At 48.0% G+C, this 20,281-nt stretch carries 18 protein-coding genes and 2 pseudogenes; 18 read left to right on the top strand and 2 right to left on the bottom strand.

What is annotated here, in order from left to right; all coding sequences use genetic code 11:
- Positions 1-330: 330 nt before the first annotated feature.
- From L3D05_RS03750 to L3D05_RS03710, 9 genes and pseudogenes are all read left to right on the top strand, one after another.
- Positions 331-1,161, top strand: coding sequence for an alpha/beta fold hydrolase (locus L3D05_RS03750; RefSeq protein ID WP_239614640.1), 831 nt, complete (start codon positions 331-333; stop codon positions 1,159-1,161).
- A gap of 132 nt (positions 1,162-1,293) precedes the next feature.
- Positions 1,294-2,049 carry an Imm51 family immunity protein gene (locus L3D05_RS03745; protein ID WP_239614639.1) on the top strand — a complete coding sequence of 252 codons (756 nt, stop codon included), beginning with the start codon at positions 1,294-1,296 and terminating at the stop codon, positions 2,047-2,049.
- Positions 2,050-2,218: 169 nt separating this feature from the next.
- Positions 2,219-2,605 carry a DUF5713 family protein gene (locus tag L3D05_RS03740; RefSeq protein ID WP_439647926.1) on the top strand — a complete coding sequence of 129 codons (387 nt, stop codon included), beginning with the start codon at positions 2,219-2,221 and terminating at the stop codon, positions 2,603-2,605.
- Between the two features lie 236 nt (positions 2,606-2,841).
- On the top strand, positions 2,842-3,330 hold the full coding sequence (locus L3D05_RS03735; protein ID WP_239614638.1) for an imm68 putative immunity domain-containing protein: 489 nt from the start codon (positions 2,842-2,844) through the stop codon (positions 3,328-3,330).
- Positions 3,331-3,763: 433 nt separating this feature from the next.
- Complete coding sequence (locus L3D05_RS03730) at positions 3,764-4,753, top strand: hypothetical protein (RefSeq protein ID WP_239614637.1); 990 nt, start codon at positions 3,764-3,766, stop codon at positions 4,751-4,753.
- 18 nt (positions 4,754-4,771) lie between these two features.
- A complete protein-coding gene (locus L3D05_RS03725; RefSeq protein ID WP_239614636.1) occupies positions 4,772-5,221 on the top strand; it encodes an SMI1/KNR4 family protein in 450 nt (149 codons plus the stop codon).
- 22 nt (positions 5,222-5,243) lie between these two features.
- Positions 5,244-5,747, top strand: a complete 504-nt coding sequence (locus L3D05_RS03720; protein ID WP_239614635.1) for a YfbM family protein — start codon at positions 5,244-5,246, stop codon at positions 5,745-5,747.
- Positions 5,748-5,759: 12 nt separating this feature from the next.
- Entirely contained in the window at positions 5,760-6,227 is a 468-nt protein-coding gene (locus L3D05_RS03715; RefSeq protein WP_239614634.1) for a hypothetical protein, read from the top strand.
- 67 nt (positions 6,228-6,294) lie between these two features.
- Positions 6,295-6,485, top strand: a pseudogene (locus tag L3D05_RS03710) (IS5/IS1182 family transposase); the annotation flags it as partial.
- Between the two features lie 32 nt (positions 6,486-6,517).
- Here the strand turns inward: L3D05_RS03710 and map are convergent.
- Together map and L3D05_RS03700 are read right to left on the bottom strand one after the other, a co-directional pair.
- Entirely contained in the window at positions 6,518-7,264 is a 747-nt protein-coding gene (gene map, locus L3D05_RS03705) for a type I methionyl aminopeptidase (protein WP_239614633.1), read from the bottom strand.
- A 7-nt stretch (positions 7,265-7,271) separates the two neighbouring features.
- Entirely contained in the window at positions 7,272-7,856 is a 585-nt protein-coding gene (locus tag L3D05_RS03700) for a TetR/AcrR family transcriptional regulator (protein WP_239614632.1), read from the bottom strand.
- 54 nt (positions 7,857-7,910) lie between these two features.
- Here L3D05_RS03700 and L3D05_RS03695 point away from each other — a divergent pair, with 54 nt between their 5' ends.
- The 9 genes and pseudogenes from L3D05_RS03695 (at position 7,911) to L3D05_RS03655 (ending at position 19,912) form a co-directional block, all read left to right on the top strand.
- A complete protein-coding gene (locus L3D05_RS03695; protein ID WP_239614631.1) occupies positions 7,911-8,645 on the top strand; it encodes a stalk domain-containing protein in 735 nt (244 codons plus the stop codon).
- A 130-nt stretch (positions 8,646-8,775) separates the two neighbouring features.
- Positions 8,776-9,699 (top strand): hypothetical protein, encoded by a 924-nt coding sequence (locus L3D05_RS03690; RefSeq protein ID WP_239614630.1) that lies wholly within the window; start codon positions 8,776-8,778, stop codon positions 9,697-9,699.
- Positions 9,700-9,837: 138 nt separating this feature from the next.
- Positions 9,838-11,121 (top strand): DUF1963 domain-containing protein, encoded by a 1,284-nt coding sequence (locus L3D05_RS03685; protein ID WP_239614629.1) that lies wholly within the window; start codon positions 9,838-9,840, stop codon positions 11,119-11,121.
- A 56-nt stretch (positions 11,122-11,177) separates the two neighbouring features.
- On the top strand, positions 11,178-11,642 hold the full coding sequence (locus tag L3D05_RS03680; RefSeq protein WP_239614628.1) for a DinB family protein: 465 nt from the start codon (positions 11,178-11,180) through the stop codon (positions 11,640-11,642).
- Positions 11,643-11,750: 108 nt separating this feature from the next.
- Positions 11,751-11,903 (top strand): annotated as a pseudogene (locus L3D05_RS03675) (transcriptional regulator); the annotation flags it as partial.
- Positions 11,890-14,013 (top strand): heavy metal translocating P-type ATPase, encoded by a 2,124-nt coding sequence (locus L3D05_RS03670; protein WP_239614627.1) that lies wholly within the window; start codon positions 11,890-11,892, stop codon positions 14,011-14,013. The pseudogene L3D05_RS03675 and the gene L3D05_RS03670, both read left to right, overlap by 14 nt.
- 119 nt (positions 14,014-14,132) lie before the next feature.
- Positions 14,133-14,561, top strand: coding sequence for an SRPBCC family protein (locus tag L3D05_RS03665; RefSeq protein WP_239614626.1), 429 nt, complete (start codon positions 14,133-14,135; stop codon positions 14,559-14,561).
- 994 nt (positions 14,562-15,555) lie between these two features.
- Positions 15,556-17,139, top strand: a complete 1,584-nt coding sequence (locus L3D05_RS03660; protein WP_239614625.1) for a leucine-rich repeat domain-containing protein — start codon at positions 15,556-15,558, stop codon at positions 17,137-17,139.
- A 25-nt stretch (positions 17,140-17,164) separates the two neighbouring features.
- Positions 17,165-19,912, top strand: a complete 2,748-nt coding sequence (locus L3D05_RS03655) for an S-layer homology domain-containing protein (protein ID WP_239614624.1) — start codon at positions 17,165-17,167, stop codon at positions 19,910-19,912.
- The last annotated feature ends 369 nt before the right edge of the window (positions 19,913-20,281 follow it).

The following is a 20,281-nucleotide window of genomic DNA, read 5'->3' as shown; positions in this document are numbered from 1 at the left end:
AAATGCTGCCAGATGATTGATCGGCTATCCGATTGTTTAGGAGTACCGGTCACACCCGAACAAAGAGAGAATGCCGCCCAGTGGCTGATGAATTGCAGCATAGATCCTGAAAATCCTTGTCATCGTAGACGGATGTGGAATTTAATCCATGGAATTTGGTAGCGTTTAAAGTTAAATGGAGCTGTCTAATGGGCAGCTCTTTGTTTTGGGTACTTAGCCGAATGTCAAGTAGAAGAACACTGAATCGGTCGTTAATACCTATTGGAACGTGAATCTTTAAGACGCGGTAGGCATAAGCTCAATTATGTCGTTTATGAGAGGAAGTTGTTCGTGTTTCCTTATTCTTCGGGGAATTATCAAATTCCAAATCCTAATTATCGGTTCATACCACAGGGACAGTATTATAATCCTTATTCCGAACCGCCTCAGCGGCTAACCTTCGTACTTGTGCATGGTTCCTGGGCAGATGTTCATTTTTGGGACGGCGTAGCTGCAGTACTGCGTAGTCAAGGGAACATAGTCTACACTCCAGAATACGCAGGCCATGGAACTGATTCAAATAAAAAAGTCACGCATGCTATGATTACGAAATCAGTCGTTGATTATATAAAACAGTTGAACCTGCACGACTTTATTCTCGTTGGGCACAGCTTTGGTGGAACAGTCATTCAAAAGGTTTCCGAACAGGTACCCGATCGTATCAAGCGCTTGGTCTTCTGGGATGCTTTTGTATTAAAAGACGGCGAATCGCTTGCTGACGAATTACCGCCCCAAACGAGACAAGGTTTTGAAGAGCTCAGAAAGATGTCAGATGATGATACAATCATGCTTCCGTTTGAGACATTCCGAGCATTGTTCGTAAATACAGCCACCACCAATGATGCTAAACTTTTTTATGCAAGTGTTGCTCCGGAACCGGCTAAACCGCTTTTCGAGAATCTCGATCTCAAAGCGTTCTATGCGCTACAAATCCCCAAAAGTTATGTGTATTTCTTCCAAGATAATGTATTGCCTCAAGGGGAGGGCTACGGTTGGAATCCCCATATGTCAACACGACTCGGTTTATTCCGCCTAATCGTTGGCGATGGGGACCACTTTACGGATACGCGCACTAGACCGGCGTATTTGGCGCAAAAGATATACGATGCGAGTCGGGATTAATCTGCTCAAGCATAAATTGCTTGAGCTTTTTTGTGGTCATTTGTCAGATAATGCAAGTTTTTCTGATATAATATGGAAGTGTTTTGTATCATCCATTAATATCCAGCGTGCTATGAGAGGGGATACCTATCCATGAAAGAAGAACGATTAATACAATTAAACAGATGGTTTGACAAGGGGGATCATCAAAAGATTATAGACGAGATCGCGGCATTGCCCGACACGGAAATAGACTATGAACTCACGGGTCATCTAGCACGCGCTTATAACAATCTAGATGATTATGATAAAGCTATCAGCATGCTATTATCCGTTCAGGATCAGGGTAAAGAGGATTCCCTGTGGCATTTTCGTTTAGGTTATGCATACTACTATTCGGGAAAATATGAGGAAGCGTTGCAACAGTTTGAGATAGCGTATCAATTGAATCCAGCAGACAAGCAGGCCTCCAAATTCGTGCAGATGTCCAAAACAAGCCTTGGAAGCCAGTTGAATAAGAAGAGTACAGTTGACCCGGTCATCACATCCTCGCAAAAGTATGCCCCATCTCCGGATTCAGAACTCCTTCTACCCTTCCAATGGGTAGTTCACGCGAGTTCGGTGTCACTGATTTTGAATGTGGGGAGCTATAAAAATGAGGTTTTTGCGGAACGTGCTGACGAGGGATTTGAAGGAAACGGTTATGACTGGGGTTCTTTGGCCGCTGTTTTCATCGAGGAAATCATGCCGGAGTTGGCAGCTCAGATCCAATTTGATCCTGAGGGGAGTATGTTCTGCGCTTACTCGACGGACGGCGAAGCGCTGGAGAGGTTTGCTCTAGGTTTTAAGGCTGCTTGTGAGGATGATACCTTGATACGCGATTTATTTTCCCGTGCGGAGTTGGACTAAGGGTGGGTAGAACATTGCCCGCTCGAACGATCGATATGCCCGGCAGCGGATCAATGTCAGGAGACCTTTGAGTTAAAGGTCTCCTATTTGCGGGATATTACACCCATACGCTTCGGCAAGAATGCCCAGGTAATTGTCTAGGGACACAAAAACGAAAAGAGGAAGAGTGATGGAAAAAGACCTTATGCAATCTGCCGCATTGAACGTTATGAACGAACAAACTGCGGTTAACGAAGCAAATGAAGTTCCCTTTGAATATTTAAAAGATATGTATATTGATGGATATTTCCCTAACTTTCTTGTGGATAAAGTTAAAGCTGAACTAGTTAAAGTTGTTGAGTTTTTGGAACAAGGAAATCAAGATATCGAAGAAATTCAATCAAAGCTTGATTTAGCCATCAATACAATCAATGATCTTGCAGAAGAGTTTGACGAAAATGACAGCGAAATTGAAACAGTTGCGAGAGAATCAATTGCACAAACAGTTGAAGATATTTTAGCCTTTTTTGGTATCGAAATAGATACAGAAGTAGCCATTCGTGAACGTGATTGGTAGTTTGTTGGAGAAAAATAATACAAACTACTCTGAATCAATCCATTTTTTTCGCATGATTTCTTTGCGTTTCCTAGCAGAGGTGCTGAGCGTATGGGAACGTGGAGTGCTGAGGTTTTTGGTAATGACACTAACTTATTAGTCCTCAACAAGTAGCTGTTTACATATTTTCACCTCTTGTATAGTGAAACTATCTTATTTGGAAAATTACAATAACTATAAAGAAGGTGGAGAAGAGCATGTACATAAGCAAATGGTGGGGAGATTTAATTGGCGGTTCCGATGATTCGCTTGCATTAATAGACTATTTGGAACAATTGGACTTAACGGATGTGACGTTTAATCAGATTTTAAAGGACTTGGGTTTCGATGTTCTGCTTTCGGAGGGAGACTTGAAAAACGGCGGTAATATTGGATTTGATAGGAGAAGTGCTAACGGCATGTTTCGGGTAGAACTTGATATTGCCTGCGGTGCTCTAATCGATCTTTCAGCCATTGTGTTGGAGTGTCTTAAATCAGGCTATGTCGATTTGCATGATTTGGATGAGAGTAGGAAGCCGTGCAAACTTTATATTGATGCCTCCGAAGAAAAAAGAAACCTGCTTCGGGATGATTTGAACAAGTTTTCCCGTAATCCGCTGTCCTACGATTTAGCCGAGCTTGTTCCAGCTGCTGATATGAGGGAGCTTGCGGAAAAGGCAAAAATGATCGCAGATGAGCTTATATAAGTTGGTCTTAGCCTATGAATATGGGAAGGTTTAGCGATTTCGCACCGCGCGGGATTTTGCGCCGATAGATCCGAAATGCTGAACCGTATCATAAGTGTGTGACTTCGACACCCTCACGTTACCAAACGAAGCGGTGTTTTTTTATTTAAAAGGATTGCAAGATGCATGCTCTGAGATGTGAGTCCTGTCGTCAAGGAGGACACGCATGGCATGGACCAATTTCTGCACTTGCTGAAATGACGGTGCTATTGTACAAGGATATGAGCCTGAATTCGAAGAGGTAGAAAAAATAGCAAATAGTCTTGAAAGAGTAGAGGTGAGTATGTTGAGAAAACAGATACCGAATCAATGCCAAGAATGCGGAAAATCTATTCTTTTTAACGGAATCTGTTATCGCTGTCGAAATAAGAATCAGCGGGAAGCCTACCAGGCTATGAGCAGAGAAGAAGTGGAGAAAATGGTCGAATCGATCATCTCGAATATTGAAACGATCGGGAAGTGGGATCAAGTCTATCAAGATTTCAATGGGTTGCTTGGCTATCACGACATCAACACTGCGCGAATTGCACAAGCAGCGTTCGACAAGGGGATCTTCTATCCAGCTAAGCTCTATCGGAATGCTTCCCCCGAGGTGCGGGATCAGCTGCTCTCGCGTCTTTTTGATCCTGCATGTGATGAAGCAAATCATTTGCTGCTCTGCCTCGCCCTGCAAGGCGATGAAGTCGTTCAGGAAGCATTCCTGAGGCTGGAGAGAAATCCGCTGCCCTGGCGCAGCAAGCTGTATGTGAATCCGTCCGTCTATGCCCATCATGGTGGCTGGCATTTCGATGATCGGGGGAATCACAGCTCATTGTGCTTCGAACGATGCTACACGATGTTACCAGGGGATGGCGTCGATCAGGCAGCGAAAACGGGTCAATTATTGGAGCAGCACTGTCCGCATTGCGGTTGTCAGTTGATCGATGTTCTGCGGCTGGACGGCCTTGATGAGCGATTTTCTTTTCTGAAGGTTGATGGAGTGCTGGCCATTCCCATCTGCCCGAATTGCATCACATTCACTGAAGAGACGTTTGTGTGCTATGACGAAAATGGTCGTAGTGAGATCATTCCATATGAGCCACCCTTAACGGAAAATTATTGTTCGGAAGATGATCTTCTGGAGATGAGCCGGAATCAGCTCACACTTAGTGCCGAGGCGGTACCGAATCATTACGCTAGCGGTGGTGATGAGGTCATCACAATCGGAGGCTGGCCGGATTGGGTGCAGGACGCACAATTCGCGACATGCTCGGACTGTGGTCAAACCATGAAATTTCTCGCAGCGCTTCCATGGAACGTATTGATGGATGGCTCTGAAGGTACGTTGTATATCGAGATTTGTACGGATTGCCGCACGCTGTGCCTGTTCCATCAACAGACATAAATCGGAAGGGGCAACAAGGTGGACAATAAATTACTGGACAATCTGGAGCTGTTGAAAGAAGCCTATGCGCGGACAGACCGAACACCGGAGACGGAGGAGGCTATCCTTGCTTTTGAGGAAAAATATGATTGTCGGTTGCCCTCAAGCTATCGGTGGCTCCTTCTCCATTTTGGATCCTGCCATTTTCTCGACCCATGGATCAATTCGATCCGTGATTTGGACTGGGCTTATCCCTCTTTTGTGGAAAACTACAAGGAGTATGAGCGGGAGTACGAACTAGCTCCCCGCCGGCTTTTTCCCGTTGGTGGCATGGGAGATGGCAGCACGGTTGTGGAGGATTTGGAGACAGGACAGTTGTTGATTTTGCTCCATGACTGTGCCGGGGATGATCCTTTTGAGGAATTGGTGGGCAGTTTTGACGAGTTGATTTTGGAACAGATCAGCATTGTCAACCATTTTGAAAAGTAGAATTAAATCGGAGATGATAGGCATGGGGAGACTCGGGCAATACGTGATGGTAAGCGAGGATACGTTGGAGCAAATGATGGAGATGGAAGGCGAAGGTCTGATGGATACGCTGGAGGAGCTGATTGAAGCAGGTAATCCGAGCTATGAGATAGACAAGCTATGGGACGGCCTACATTTCTTGCTTACTGGTGTTTCGGCAAGTGTACCGATTGAAGGCAACCGGCTTAGCGAATCCGTGGTATGTGTTCATGTGTTTGATGTTGGGGAGGATGACGGATTTTTTACTTGTACCGAACAGGATGAGCTGGCCGGTATAATTCAGGCGATGAAGCAAGTAGACTTTGACGAGTTGGAGTCTGGCTTTGATTTAGCCTCCTTTCGCAGTAATAACATCTATCCACGCATTTGGGAGGAGAATCGCAAAGAAGCTCTGTGGCACGAGCTTAAGGGGGAATTCAGCGCTCTGCTTGCTTTTTACGAAAAGGCTTTGGCAGCAAAACAGCATGTGATATTCAGCGTGGTATGAGAGGATAAAGTTATGAACAACTTAATAATGAAACATTGGTCAGCTGAACAAAGTGAGTTGCCAGGAATTAATTGCATCGCTTTTCCAAATGGCAACATAATCATTTTAAATGTCGCGACATATTACAATCCTAACAACAATGAGCGCAAAATTTACTGTTCTCCCCAGTGTGATACAACTATTGAGAGTATTGAAAAATATGACGCCGAATGCTGGACAATGGTTGATGCATGGACGAGTATTGACTATCAAGGCGGTAAAATCTATGGCGGAAATGGGCAAATGGGAAATGAAGGATTCATTGCTTGCACAGATGCTAATGACAATTTGGTTTGGGGTATCTTTTTTGATGCAACAAATCCTATAAAAAAATTAAGTATCAAAGATATAACTTTAATTGCTATTAATGAACATGAAGATATGAGCATTGAAATCAATTTGAATACCCTTGTAGATATTAAGATGACATTGATAAAATAGAGACAATCATCGAAAAGCAGTGTACCAGATCAATGAATACATGAAGGATAAATTTCCGCCCAAAACAACGACAGACGAATTAGTAGATGAACTGGACTACTGCCGTGAATACCCATGGGAAACAGGTATGGAAATTGATACTGTCATTGGAGACACAGCCTATTCTGAAAAAGATATATCCAGTATGCAAACGGAAATGAATTACACCTCGTATCAAAATTACATCCACAGATTACCCAAGGGACTCGTAAAAAAAAAGTCGACCATCTCGGTGGTCGGCTTCTATTATTCTATTGCGCGGTCAGGATTTGTGGACCTTCAGCCGTGATGGCGATAGTATGCTCGTATTGGGCGGCGAGCTTGTTGTCCATCGTCCGTGCGGTCCAGCCGTCCGGATCGATTGTCATGAAGTAGGTGCCTTCGGTGATCATGGGCTCGATCGTGAACACCATGCCCTCCTTGATGCGGAGGCCTTTGCCGGGCTTGCCGACATGCATATAATTCGGCTCCTCGTGCAGGTCCCGGCCAATGCCATGCGCAAGAAGGTCACGCACGACGCCGAAGCCGTTCGATTCGGCATGCCGCTGGATGGCGCTGGTTACGTCGCCAAGCCGATTGCCGGGCTGCGCCTGTGCGATGCCGAGGTCAAAGCATTCCTTCGTGACGCGCATCAGCTTCTCGGCCGTCGGCGAGATCTTCCCGACCGCATAGCTCCAGGCCGAATCGCCGAGCCAGCCGTCGAGTTCCGCGACCGTGTCGATAGTCACGATATCGCCCTCCTCAAGTGGCTTGTCGCTAGGGAAGCCATGCGCGATCACGTCGTTGACGGAGGCACAGGTCGCATATTGATAGCCCTTGTAGCCCTTCGTGTAGGGCTTGGCGCCGTGCTTCAAGATAATGTCCTCGAAGATGCGCTCAATCTCGTTCGTCGTGATTCCCGGTTTGATGAGCGGGGCGATCGTGCGATGGCATTCGGCCACCACTTGGCATGCCTTGCGGATGGCTTCGATTTCATGCTTGCTTTTTAAGATGACCATGTTAGTTTCAGGACTCCTTCGTAATAGCTTGCATCGCGAGCTTGGCGATTCGATCGACGTCCAACTCAGAAGTGCCCGCATAGTAGTGCAGCCCGCAACAGCCAACCAGCACGGCAAGCATATGGTTGACGCTGTCGTCTTCGCGCTGGGCGATCGATTGGAGCGGAACGTACAGCCGTTCCATGAATCGTCTCTTGGTGGGGTGCCGATCCTTCTCAGGCAAGCCTGCGTAATGTTCCGCCGCCATTTTGTAGACGAGATATGCGCGGGCGTCCGACTGCCACAGCCAGAGCATCTCCTTGCAATACGTCAACAGCTGCCTATCATCCGGGCTGCCGCCGCTGATGTTAGCCCATTCTGCCAGGGCTTGCTCGCATCGCTCGAAGCCGCTGCCCAGCACATCTTCTATTAATAAATGCCGGTTGGGATAATAATGGTATACCGTGCCGTAACCGAGCTCGGCCTCGCGGGCGACGTCGCGAATATCAAAGCTCCCGCCCGTGTGGAAGTAGGCGCGCGCGGCGGCGTCCAGGATCTGTTCTCTACGCTGCATGCGGATGAGCTCATTTTGTTCTTTGGTACGAGGGCACATGGGCGCGTGAACCTCCTTGTATAGACCTGCAAATTTGTCGATATAAATATAGTAATGCATGGGGCGGGGATATGCAAATTATCTGTTGGCGCGGGAGCCATCACCGGACGATTCGAAGGAGCGACGTTACGCGTATGGGCGAACGACGAGCTTTTCGAATTTGACGAACGTAGCTACGGCTTCCCGGTTCCGACCGCGACGAGGAACGGCAGGGTGTTCGTTCCGCTTCGAACCTTGGGCGAGGTGCTGGAGCATTCGATCCGCTACGATCAAGCGAAAAAACAAATTTCTTTGATCAAGCACGGATTCGGGCAAGACGGTGAAATCCGGGAGAAACTGGAGGCCTTTTTCAATGGAGAAGGCTCGGTCGAGGATCTGTTCACGATGGATTATCCGGATCGTATTTACTGGGAGGATTCTTCCGACCTGAGGAAACTTCCCCGAAGAAGCTACGATTTTTGGATGGGAGACATCACGTATCCTACGGCCCGAGAAGCCGTCGTCTCGGCCGGATACCGCTCCGAAACCCAGACGTTGAAGTCGAGCGTCGAAACGAAATTTACCCTTCGCCTAGAAGGGGGCACATGGAAAATCACGGATAGGAAGTGGGTGCATTTCACTCTCGATCTGCCTGCAGACGCAGATGAAACGGCTGGAAGATTAAGTTCGGAGAACGCTAGCGAAACGCAAAAAATAGTAAGCGACTTAAAAAAACACTACGAGGCGATGAACGGTAGAAAGCTAGAGGCGGCCAAGGCGACGTTCTCTCCTTACTTTATTGAAGAGTAACTTGATAAAATTCCCGATGGGATGGTGCACCCACATCATTCGGTATATAATGGTAAATAATATAATTGATGATAATTTGAAGCGAAATAGTAAACAAAATAAATAATTTTGAGATAAGGGTAGAAAATTTGTGAAGAAGACATTGCTGTTATTATGTGTCGTATCCTTATTGGTGTGTGCTTGTAGTAGATCTGATACAAGTACTCAGGATATGGAAATTGTTAATGAACCAAGCTTGGCAGACAATGCTACTGTACCTGCTGCCAATATACCTGCTTTTGAACCGGAAACACCACCAATAAATACCCAGGAGAAGCCAATCCATACGGATGACTTCGATCTGGAAGGTCAGAATTATTCCGTCCAATATTGGAACAAGGGCGAGTTCGACTACACCCGTTTTGCCATTATGAAGAAGGGCAATATTGTTTTTGACAGTCAGAAGCAAGGGATAACATTCGAAGGCGGTGCTGGCGGGCAAACCGATGGGGAGCCCTGGTCAACTTCTTTGGTCTACAATCACCATGCTGCATTTCTTTTTGAACTCGTAGACAATCGTCCTGGTCCCTCAGTGATCCTTATTGAAGAGATCGATGGTGAGATGAAAGTAACCGTACAAGACAATGTCGAGCTCTATTTCGATCAAGCCAAAGGAGATCCCTTGTTGTTCGGATTCCCGTCTTATGGTCAAATTCCGCTGTTCCCCGCGCTTATCGCCGTGTATGTCTGGCAGTCCGACCATTACGAGGCGAGTGCCGCATTGACGACCCAGTACTGGGAAGAAAAGCTGGATAATCGCCAGGTCTCCTTCGAGAAGGAGCCCGATGATATGCGTCTGGATTCGCTTCTCTCAGCTTACCTGCTATTGAACCGAATTGAAGAGGGCACGCAATGGCTGGACGAGTATAGCCAGAACAATCATTCAGCGGATAATGAGTACTTACAGACCTACAAGGACTACTTAAATGACGATAAAATGGTGGATGAAGCCCGTTACGAGCACTGGGTGGACAATCTTCCTCCTCTTGCGAATCCCTCCCGCAGAGGCAATTGAGCAGGAAGGCGGACGCTCACAGCTGAAGCGACTTGGTCTAAATAGAATGTACTCTCGATATGTTTTGTTCGCGGACATTCCGAAGGTTTTCTTGCATCGAATTAGACATGAGAGAACATTATTCTGGGAGTAGATATAATGAGCGAGCGCCTGCCATGCCAAACCCCCGGCTGTACGGCAACAATTCTTCCAGCGACAGCTATAAAGACGGGTGGAATCTGTATGCCATGCCGTCAAAAGAAGCTTGTGTTAGAAGAGAAGGCTTATATTGAAAAAAATCGAATTGATGTTAATCGGTACGCAGGTGTAACGGATCCAGTCGAGGTTCTAAAAATCATGCATACTCCACGTAAATACAACCCGCTTGAGAATGACCTTCCTTACCATACAAGAGCGCAGGTGCTTTATCATCAACTGACGGAACCTGAATTCGAGCGATTGGAGACATATGCAATCACGTTGATAGACAATGGTGACTTTGACCTAGCCGAAACCATTCTGCTGTCGCTGGTATGTTTCGCAAATTCACGGATTGAGCGGGGGATCGAGACCCTCTTTCGAAAAGGAAGATATAATCCTAGTATTCTATACAAGGATGCCGGGCCGGCTATACGCGATGAGCTTATTCATCAGGTGAATTGCGATTCGGACAATCGTAATCTTCTTTTGCTTGCATTGGCTTGGATTGGCGATGAAGAAGTCATTCGTCTTTTCACGAAATGGAGAGATGATCCGCCTCCATGGGCATCTAAGTTATATGTGTCCCCAGAGAATTATACGTACGAAGCTGGATGGGAACTGGATCAATACGGCAGGAAGCGGCTGCTTTTTCATTCCAAGAGCTATCATATTGAAGTATGCGGCGAAGGGATAGGGGAATCAGAGCTGGCACGATCGGTGGTAGTAGCATTGCAGACGGATGACCAAGAGTGTCCATGGTGCAAAAGTAGACTGACGGTGCTGCTTGATTTCAAATTGCAGGACCCTTTAATTAAGTTTATCAATCTTCCCGGCGAGCAGCTAAGGATTGCGGCCTGCGTGCACTGTAACTGTTATGGCACCGTGTTTATGAAAGTGGAACTGGATGGCAGCTATTCTTGGAGTGAATATAATTCATTACCGGATTTTTTGCAAGAAAGGGTGCCGGATGAAGAATCGATATGGCGTACCATGCGACTATCGGAACGACTGATGGGTACCTTCGAAGGAGCCTGCTGGACGCTTGAGGCACCCGTATCCCAGATCGGCGGTCATCCAGCTTGGATTCAGGACGCAGAATATCCTACATGTCCTTGCTGCTCAGAGACGATGATGTTTATCGGACAAATAGACATGGAACAAGCCGCTGATAGTGAGGGAATATTCTACACGTTTCTGTGCGGGTCTTGTCTAATATCTGCCGTGAATTATCAGCAGACGTGATCTAACGGATAACAGTAGGTTCAAGTAATCGATGAGACGAAGAGGGGGGAACCGAAATGAAGACGATCAAGCGCATGATGGACCACTTGTACTGGGCGGACGGACGCATCTTGGATGCGCTCGAGGAGAGTGAGACGAAGAACAAGGACCTTCTGAAGCTGGTTCGGCACGTCGCGGTCGCGGAACGAGTCTGGCTGTCCCGATTGCAGGGCAAGGGCAGCGCGCGATATTCGTTGTGGGAGGAAGCGGAAGATCTGACGGCGATCCGGACGATGTTCGAAGAGAACGCCGAGCAATATCGCGTCTATATCGAAGAGCTCGAAGAATCCGAGTTGGACGAGATGGTCGACTATGCGAACCAGAGCGGGATTCCGTTCCGAACGTCCGTCCGGGACATCCTGTCGCATGTCCTCTTACATGGGCAATATCACCGGGGACAGATCAACCGGGCACTTCGGATCGAATCGGTAGAGCCCGCCCAAGTTGATTACATCACGTTTGCGAGGCTTAACGGGGCTTAATAAATAGTTGTTTAGGGACACAAATGTATCATCATAAAAGACTTTAGAAAAGCTTGTTAAATCAGGCTTTTCGTTTTTTATGTAGGGAAATTAAAGTCTGAAATAGCTGAGACCCATATGATAATCGTATTCGCTTTGTGTGAAGAAGATGAACTATGCGTGTGCGATGTCGCCAATATTATAGAGGATGAACATGTTCGGCAATTTATCCAGCTGGCTTCAACACACACTAAGGAGTTGACGGAGCATGCAACAACATGAGGGAGACAACGATAAGCAGGTTTACCGCGTACAAGGCTTTACCTGTACAAATTGCGCTGGAATATTTGAAAGGAATGTAAAGAACCTTCCCGGTGTTACGGATGCACAGGTTAACTTCGGCGCTGCCAAGATTACCGTCATTGGAAATACCACGATCAGGGAGTTGGAAAAGGCCGGTGCTTTTGAAAACCTGAAGCTCACGCCTGAAAAACAGCGAGTCATCGAAAAGAAAGAACCCTTTTTGAAAGCGAATTGGAATGTTCTGCTCTCCGTTTTGTTAATGTCTGCCGGATATATCCTCGCTTTTAGCTACGGCGAAGAAGAACTCGTCTCAGCTTTGGCGTTTGGCGCCGCCATTATTATTGGCGGTTATGAGCTCTTCCTAAAAGGTATTAAGAATTTGTTTAGGCTCCAATTTGACATGAACACACTCATGACAGTCGCGATAATTGGCGCAGCTTCGATTGGAAAATGGGGCGAAGGTGCCGTAGTCGTTGTGCTATTTGCGATTAGCGAAGCACTGGAACGCTACTCTATGCAAAAGGCACGACAGTCCATTCGCTCGCTTATGGACATTGCGCCTAAAGAAGCCTTGATCCGGCGCGGTTCGGCCGAATTGACAGTGAATGTTGATGATATTCAAGTTGGCGACATAATGATCGTTAGGCCAGGTCAAAAGCTTGCTATGGACGGCGTAGTAATTAAAGGGACTTCTACGATCAATCAAGCTGCAATTACGGGTGAATCCGTTCCCGTCACTAAAACCATTGAAGACGAGGTATTCGCTGGTACATTGAACGAGGAAGGACTGCTTGAGGTCAGAGTTACCAAGCGTGTTGAAGATACGACGATCTCAAAAATCATTCACCTTGTAGAAGAAGCCCAGGCTGAACGCGCGCCATCACAAGCATTTGTCGACCGATTCGCTAAATATTACACACCGGCAATTATGTTGCTCGCTATTGGAATCGCTGTTGTTCCGCCTTTATTTGGCGCAGACTGGGAAGATTGGATTTACCAAGGTCTATCGCTACTAGTAGTAGGATGCCCTTGCGCGCTGGTCATTTCTACTCCAATTTCAATCGTTACCGCAATCGGCAATGCAGCCCAAAATGGCGTACTAATCAAAGGCGGAATCCATCTAGAAGAGGCTGGACATATCACGGCTGTAGCCTTTGATAAAACGGGGACACTAACCAATGGTTTCCCTGAAGTCACGGAGATTGTTACTTTTAGCGGCCATAACGAAATTGAATTGCTTTCGATCGCCGCGGTAATTGAAAAAGGCTCCCAACATCCATTAGCGTCGGCAATCGTTCGCAAAGCCGAGCAAATGGGCGCTCATTTGGTATTTTCAGTGGATGACTTCCAGTCGATCACAGGTAAAGGTGTTAAAGCTTCTGTTGATGGCAAGCTATATTTTATAGGCAACCCGAAGCTGTTTGATGAGTTGCAATATGACATCACCGAAACGACACGCCAGCAAATCATTACACTGCAGACTCAAGGGAAAACCGTTATGGTGTTGGGGACGGAAGAAGAAGTACTCGCCCTAATCGCGGTTGCCGACGCCGTACGCGATTCAAGCAAAGCCGTGATCGAAGAATTGCATTCCATCGGAATTAAAAAGACGATCATGCTTACAGGTGACAATCAAGCGACGGCTAACACTATCGGCAAACAACTGGGCGTGTCCGATATAAAGGCGGAACTGCTGCCGCAAGACAAACTCGAATATATCAAGAAGTTACGGGAAAGTTATTCAGGTGTGGCAATGGTCGGTGACGGAGTGAATGACGCACCGGCGCTTGCGGCTTCTACCGTTGGTATTGCGATGGGCGGGGCGGGTACTGACACTGCGCTGGAGACAGCTGATCTCGCATTAATGGCAGACGATTTGCGAAAACTGCCCTACACGATTAGACTAAGCAAAAAAACACTTTTGATTATCAAGCAGAATGTTACGTTCTCCTTAGGGATTAAGCTCCTTGCACTGGTGCTTATTGTTCCGGGATGGCTGACCTTGTGGCTTGCTATCTTGGCCGATATGGGAGCGACCGTAATAGTGACACTTAACAGCTTACGTTTGTTAAAAGTAAAAGAGAAATAACGTTTTGGCCGCCATAATTGCAATAACTGCAACATAGCAATCCAAAAGAAACTATTATATTCATCAAATGTTATCATAAGCATCAAACATAAATTATTGCAGTTAGAAGGGAGTAAAGCATGGCAAATATCGAGCACTTGCAAACCGTACATGTTCCAGCGTCGAAGGTGTATGAAACTTTAACCACCGCTGAAGGACTGTCGGAAATATGGACCAATGAACTCATTATTAATAATCAGATTGGCTTTATTAATGAATTTCGATTTGGCAGCAATGACATAACTAAGATGAGAATAGAGGAATTGATCACTAATAAAAAAGTCGTTTGGCAGTGTATAGATTCAGATCCAGAATGGATTGGTACGATTATTTCCTTTGATATTCAAGAGAAGAACGGGAAGTCTTTTATTACTTTGCGTCATACGAACTGGAAAGAAGTAACGCCATTTTATCGCTCCTGTAACTACAACTGGGCTATTTTCCTTTATAGTCTCAAATCCTATTGCGAAGATGGCGATGGTATCCCTTATCATAAACGTAAGTTTTAATAATTTAAGTTATACTGCTCGTTCACTAATGGGGAACGAAAGCTAAATAAACCGCCTGTTCACCAAGGTGGTTTTCTTATGGTCAAATATCAACATTAGAACTTTCAGCCTGATCAATACATCAAAGATAATTGATTTAATGTGAAGCCAACAGATGCCTACAATCAAAGTCATACTCGGAGGAGGGTAATCAAGTGCTTCCGGCAATTAGTCTACATATTTGTTAACGGGAATAATCTTACCGAAATCAGATAAAACTCGCATTGTCCGAATGAAGTCCGCGTAAATCGAGGGCTTTTTTATTTGTCGGATCACGTTTTGAATGAAATTATTAAGAGGATTTGTTGAGAAGGATGCGAGAGATGCGTGAGCGAGTGATTGCTGCATGGGGAAAATACCCACCAAAAACAGGGTTTAGGCAAAAGTTGGCATATTGCATTTGTTACTCTTCATTAAGCTAACGGGACACGTTTAATGACAACAGCGGCAGTCTAGGACTTATTTTTCAAGTCTTGGTCCGCCGCTGTTTAATTTTTTGTCCAGTATATTACTTAAATTTAGAAAGCTTGCCTGCCGAAGCGGTTCCCCTCACATCGCTCACTGGTATATTGATGAATTTGAGAATTTTTCGGTAAGGGTATTAAAAAGTTGAGGCATCGTAGCAAAAACCACATGAGTGTAACAACTCATTTGGTTTTTTTTGCCCCGGCTATTCGTTCGCCAAAAGTATCCTAAGGCACCTTCGAATATCACTTACAGATAAAACGGCATTATTCGAAATCCGATTTCACAAAAACGTCAAAAATTCTCAAGGCTTGATACTACGCGATTTTGGCTGATTCTTTCATTATTCTTTTATTGGCCGTCTTTATAATGAAATATAGTAGTCGTCCAGTTGCAGAAACCGCAGATACCTATCCGTATCCCGTTCATTCGACAAGCTTCTGCTCTCATCGTCATCTCGCTTCAACCGTTATAGAAAAGGAGAAAAATCATGAAAATTTCATTCTTATGTCTATTAATTGCATTATTTGCGTTCGGGACTTCATTCTCGCAGATTCGACCTGTATATGCAGCCGCGAACGACTTTACTTTTACAGTCGGTTCCAACGGCGCAACTGTTACGGACTACGGGGGCACGGATCTGAACGTGGTTATTCCCGGTACGTACCAGGGGACGATGGTAACCGAGATTGGGAGATCAGCATTTGATACGTACGGTACGGGCAAACCTAAAATTACGAGCGTGGTGATTCCGAACAGTGTGAAAGTCATTCAGACGTATGGATTCCGTTATACAAGCCTCACTTCCATAGACCTTCCTGACAGCTTGTTAACGATAGGCGCCAGCGCATTCGAAAACAATCCGCTTACAACCGTCGTTTTTCCGGACAGCGTGACGTCTATCGGCAACTATTCTTTTTATATGAATAGTTTGACATCGATTAAATTATCGGAAAATTTGAAGACGATTAATGGCGGTGCTTTCGACACCAATCACATTACGAAACTGGTCATCCCGGCCGGTGTAACGAATGTCGCCAGTAGCTCATTCTATAATAACAGCTTGACAAGCGTAACGGTGTTAAGCAATGCAACAACTTTTGGGACAGGCGTATTTGCGGGCAATCCAGGCAATCTGAAAATATTCGGAATTGCGAATTCACCTGCAGCCGCTTATGCGCCGAGCAACGGACATACGTTTGTGGACGGAACGGTGTTGTTTCAAGCGGTCGCTAGCGCCAAGTCGTTGTTGAAAAGTCATCTGCCGGGCACAGGCGTAGGACAAGTGCCGGCCAATGCTTACAACGACTTGTCTGCAGCCTATGACGCAGCCATGCTTTTTATCGACGGAATCGGGAATGCAACCGTCGCCTCCGACCTGGCTAACGCCGCAATCCCGTTGACCTCTTCAATCGCGGCATTCAATGCGCAAATTGTCCAGGCCGGCAATCCCGCGGCGTTGGGGGTGGCGATCGCGGCGGCGCAGCAAGCGTTGACGGATCATCCGCAAGGCGTAAACGTGGGACAAACGTCGGCGGGAGACCGCAGCACTTTGCAGAACGCGATCGCTGCAGCCCAACAAATTTTCAATCAAGCTGACAAATATCTGCAGGACGAATTGGAAGTGGCTGTTGCAAATTTGGAAACGGCGATAGATACATTCGAAGACGTGATTATCACAGCCGGCGATCCGACAGCGCTGGGCGCGGCGATCACGGCGGCTCAAAAGGCGCTGACGGATCATCCGCAAGGCGTAAACGTGGGGCAGGCGTCAGCGGGAACGCGCACCGCACTGCAGACCGCGACCAATGCTGCGCAGCAGATTCTCGATAACGCGAGCATTTACACGCAGGATCAATTGGATACTGCCGTCGTCCAGTTAAATTCAGCGGTTCAAGTCTTTAATGCCGCTGTTATTCAACCGGGCATTCCGACAGCGCTGGGCGCGGCGATTACGGCGGCGCAACAGGCACTGACGGATCATCCGCAAGGTGTAAACGTAGGGCAGGGCGTCAGCGGGAACGCGTACCGCACTGCAGATCGCGTCCAATGCTGCGCAGCAGATTCTCGATAACGCGAGCAGTTACACGCAGGATCAATTGGATACTGCCGTCGTCCAGTTAAATTCAGCGGTTCAAGTCTTTAATGCCGCTGTTATTCAACCGGGCATTCCGATGCTGCTGGGCGCGGCGATTACGGCGGCGCAACAGGCACTGACGGATCATCCGCAAGGCGTAAACGTGGGGCAGGCGTCAGTTGGAACGCGCACCGCACTGCAAACCGCGTCCAATGCTGCGCAGCAGATTCTCGATAACGCGAGCAGTTACACGCAGGATCAATTGGATACTGCCGTCGGCCAGTTAAATTCAGCGGTTCAAGTCTTTCATGCCGCTGTTATTCAACCGGGCATTCCGACGGCGCTGGGCGCGGCGATTACGGCGGCGCATCAGGCACTGACGGATCATCCGCAAGGCGTAAACGTGGGGCAGGCGTCAGCGGGAACGCGTACCGCACTGCAGATCGCGTCCAATGCTGCGCAGCAGATTCTCGATAACGCGAGCAGTTACACGCAGGATCAATTGGATACTGCCGTCGGCCAGTTAAATTCAGCGGTTCAAGTCTTTAATGCCGCTGTTATTCAACCGGGCATTCCGACGGCGCTGGGCGCGGCGATTACGGCGGCGCAGCAGGCGCTGACGGATCATCCGGTAGGTACGGATGTAGGGCAGATATCGGCTGACGACCGCGCTGCCCTGCAGACCGCGATAGATGCGGCGCAGGCTATTGCCGACGATGCGAAAAACCAATCTCAGACTCGATTGGATGAGGCCGCTGCCAGTTTGAGCGATGCTCTGGCGGAATTTGAATCCGCTTGGGTGGGGTTGGTGCTAACCGCCTCGGCCAATGATTTGTACGGCACGAGCGACACGATTCGCTTTACGGTATTTTACGGATACGAAGTAACCGTGACCGGGACACCGGCCGTTCCGATCATGGTCGGAGACGATTCCGTCACTCAGACGGTATATGCCCCGTATACTGGAGCGCGCGGCACGGCATTGACGAAACTTACTTTCGAATACGAAATTCCGGCCGGGCTCGCGGATGTGGACGGTATTGAAGTTGCAGACGCGTTGGAGCTCTCGAACGGCGCAAACATCGTTCGCGCCTCCGGCGGAGCCGTCGCTTCGCTGACGTACGAAGCACCGGACACGAGCGGAATACGTATTGTGGCGATACCGCCCGATGTTACCCTGACGGCTGTACCGAACGGATTGGCAAGTAAAGCGATCAGCGTGACGGCAAGCGTGTACGGAGTAGCTGCGGGTAATGCGCTGACGGAGCTTCGTTGGCTGCCTGGAAGCCTTAGCGAGGCTGATTTTGCCGGCGGAACGGCAGGAACCGATATTTTGTCAGCGCCGCAATTCACCATAACTGCCAACGGTGACTATACCGTATATGCCCGAGACGAAGCAGGCAATGAAGTAGTGAAAGCCATTCTCGTCACCGGCATCTCAACACCGTCTTCGTCGTATTACGGCGATCGACCGCTCACATCGGGGACGACCGTGAAGTTAAATCCGGATGGCGGGATTACCGCTCTTGTCGATCCATCCGACATCGAACAGGTCACGCGTTCGGACGGCACGGTGATCGAACAGGTCATCCTCTCCGAACGGACGAGGGAGCGAGTGCTGGAACTCCTGAAAGATGCGAAGGAACCGTTTGTCAGCATTGAAATCGGTGATCGGCAGAAAGCGGTACAGACACGTTTTCCGGCTGACTGGATCGCGGATATGGCCAAAGGTTATCCGAATGCGATTATCGAGGTGAGGCTGAACGACACCAGCTTCCAATTACGGATAAGCGTGATCGATCTGACCGGCTTGGCGGAGCGTCTCGACGCGGAAGTATCGGATTTGACCGTGAGCATCATTCAGGAGCAGGCCGGCGAGGATGTTCGACAGGAGATCGATCGGATTGGCGTTTCCCAAGGTTTTGCAGTAATCGCCGACGTCATCGACTACAAGGTGACGGCGGAAGCAAACGGGCAAACGTTGGAGGTGCGCGACTTCGGCGGATCGTACTTGATCCGGACCATTAAATTGTACGGAGAGAAAACGAACCGTAACCTGGTTGCCGTTCAGTATATCCCGGCAAACGGAACCGTCGTTTTTGTTCCGGCACAGCTGGAAACCGGTCCAGACGGCACAAAGGAAGCGATTCTGAACGTGCCGCATAACAGCTTGTACACAGTCGTAGATGTGCAGGCCCGAACGTTCGCCGACTTAAACGGATACTGGGCGAAGGCGGATGTGGAGCATCTGGCGTCCAAGCTGCTGGTGAACGGCGTGGCGGCCGACCGTTTCGGGCCAGAGGGAACCATTACTCGAGCGGAATTCTCGGCCTTGCTCGTTCGCGGGCTGGGGCTGTCCGTGAAGGAGAGCGAGGACGGTGCCCGTTTTGCGGATGTCCCTGCATCCGCATGGTATGCATCTGCGGTCGATGCGGCGGTGGCGAGCGGACTGGTGAGAGGCATCGGTGCCGGCCGTTTTGCGCCCAACGACCCGATTACCCGCGAGCAAATGGCCGTGGTGATCGGCGGCGCCTTAACCTTCACCGGCCATGGAACCGGTGGCGTTGGGCAAGAGGGCGGCCGCCTGGCCGCTCTCACGGATCGTGACTCCATTTCTTCATGGGCGCAAGCAGCGGTAGTCCGAGCAGCGGAAGCCGGCATTATTAAAGGGATGGAAGACGGACGCTTCGCGCCGACGGAATATGCAACGAGGGCACAGGCAGCGGTTATGCTGAAGAGGTTCCTGCAATACGTGCATTTTATCGATTAATAAAAAACGATCGTTTAAGATGATTCCTGGTTGTTCAGGGTCATCTTTTTTTTAATCGTGTCGGAAGCCAAGATCATTGACCCATTCCCAATTTGTGACAAGAACTTTGTCTCATTCCCGACGGATGGTCGAAATAGGGGGGGGAGGGGATTAAACTAACTGATAGAACTAACGGGGAACTATAGCACAATGATGACACGACGGCAGCCGGCCATAACGATCGGCTGCCGTTGTTGTGCTAACGGGAAGTTTAACGCAATTTATCATTTACTCTATGTCCCTCTTCAAGAGGCGCCCGCAAGCGGAGAAGCAACTTTCGGGATACTGCTGCGTCTACAGTTACAGTAAAATAATGGAAAGATGGTGTCT

The sequence above is a fragment of the Cohnella mopanensis genome (genome assembly GCF_022352055.1).
Lineage (GTDB): Bacteria > Bacillota > Bacilli > Paenibacillales > Paenibacillaceae > Cohnella > Cohnella mopanensis.
Note: the sequence above shows the minus strand (reverse complement) of the source record. Positions and strands in the feature narration are given on the sequence as shown.

Excerpts from the sequence above, each read along its gene's own strand:
- L3D05_RS03745 (WP_239614639.1), top strand. The coding sequence starts at position 1,294 with ATGAAAGAAGAACGATTAATACAATTAAACAGATGGTTTGACAAGGGG.
- L3D05_RS03740 (WP_439647926.1), top strand. The coding sequence starts at position 2,219 with ATGGAAAAAGACCTTATGCAATCTGCCGCATTGAACGTTATGAACGAA.
- L3D05_RS03735 (WP_239614638.1), top strand. The coding sequence starts at position 2,842 with ATGTACATAAGCAAATGGTGGGGAGATTTAATTGGCGGTTCCGATGAT.
- L3D05_RS03730 (WP_239614637.1), top strand. The coding sequence starts at position 3,764 with ATGAGCAGAGAAGAAGTGGAGAAAATGGTCGAATCGATCATCTCGAAT.
- L3D05_RS03720 (WP_239614635.1), top strand. The coding sequence starts at position 5,244 with ATGGGGAGACTCGGGCAATACGTGATGGTAAGCGAGGATACGTTGGAG.
- L3D05_RS03715 (WP_239614634.1), top strand. The coding sequence starts at position 5,760 with ATGAACAACTTAATAATGAAACATTGGTCAGCTGAACAAAGTGAGTTG.
- map (WP_239614633.1), bottom strand. The coding sequence starts at position 7,264 with ATGGTCATCTTAAAAAGCAAGCATGAAATCGAAGCCATCCGCAAGGCA.
- L3D05_RS03700 (WP_239614632.1), bottom strand. The coding sequence starts at position 7,856 with ATGTGCCCTCGTACCAAAGAACAAAATGAGCTCATCCGCATGCAGCGT.
- L3D05_RS03695 (WP_239614631.1), top strand. The coding sequence starts at position 7,911 with ATGCATGGGGCGGGGATATGCAAATTATCTGTTGGCGCGGGAGCCATC.
- L3D05_RS03685 (WP_239614629.1), top strand. The coding sequence starts at position 9,838 with ATGAGCGAGCGCCTGCCATGCCAAACCCCCGGCTGTACGGCAACAATT.
- L3D05_RS03680 (WP_239614628.1), top strand. The coding sequence starts at position 11,178 with ATGAAGACGATCAAGCGCATGATGGACCACTTGTACTGGGCGGACGGA.
- L3D05_RS03670 (WP_239614627.1), top strand. The coding sequence starts at position 11,890 with ATGCAACAACATGAGGGAGACAACGATAAGCAGGTTTACCGCGTACAA.
- L3D05_RS03665 (WP_239614626.1), top strand. The coding sequence starts at position 14,133 with ATGGCAAATATCGAGCACTTGCAAACCGTACATGTTCCAGCGTCGAAG.
- L3D05_RS03660 (WP_239614625.1), top strand. The coding sequence starts at position 15,556 with ATGAAAATTTCATTCTTATGTCTATTAATTGCATTATTTGCGTTCGGG.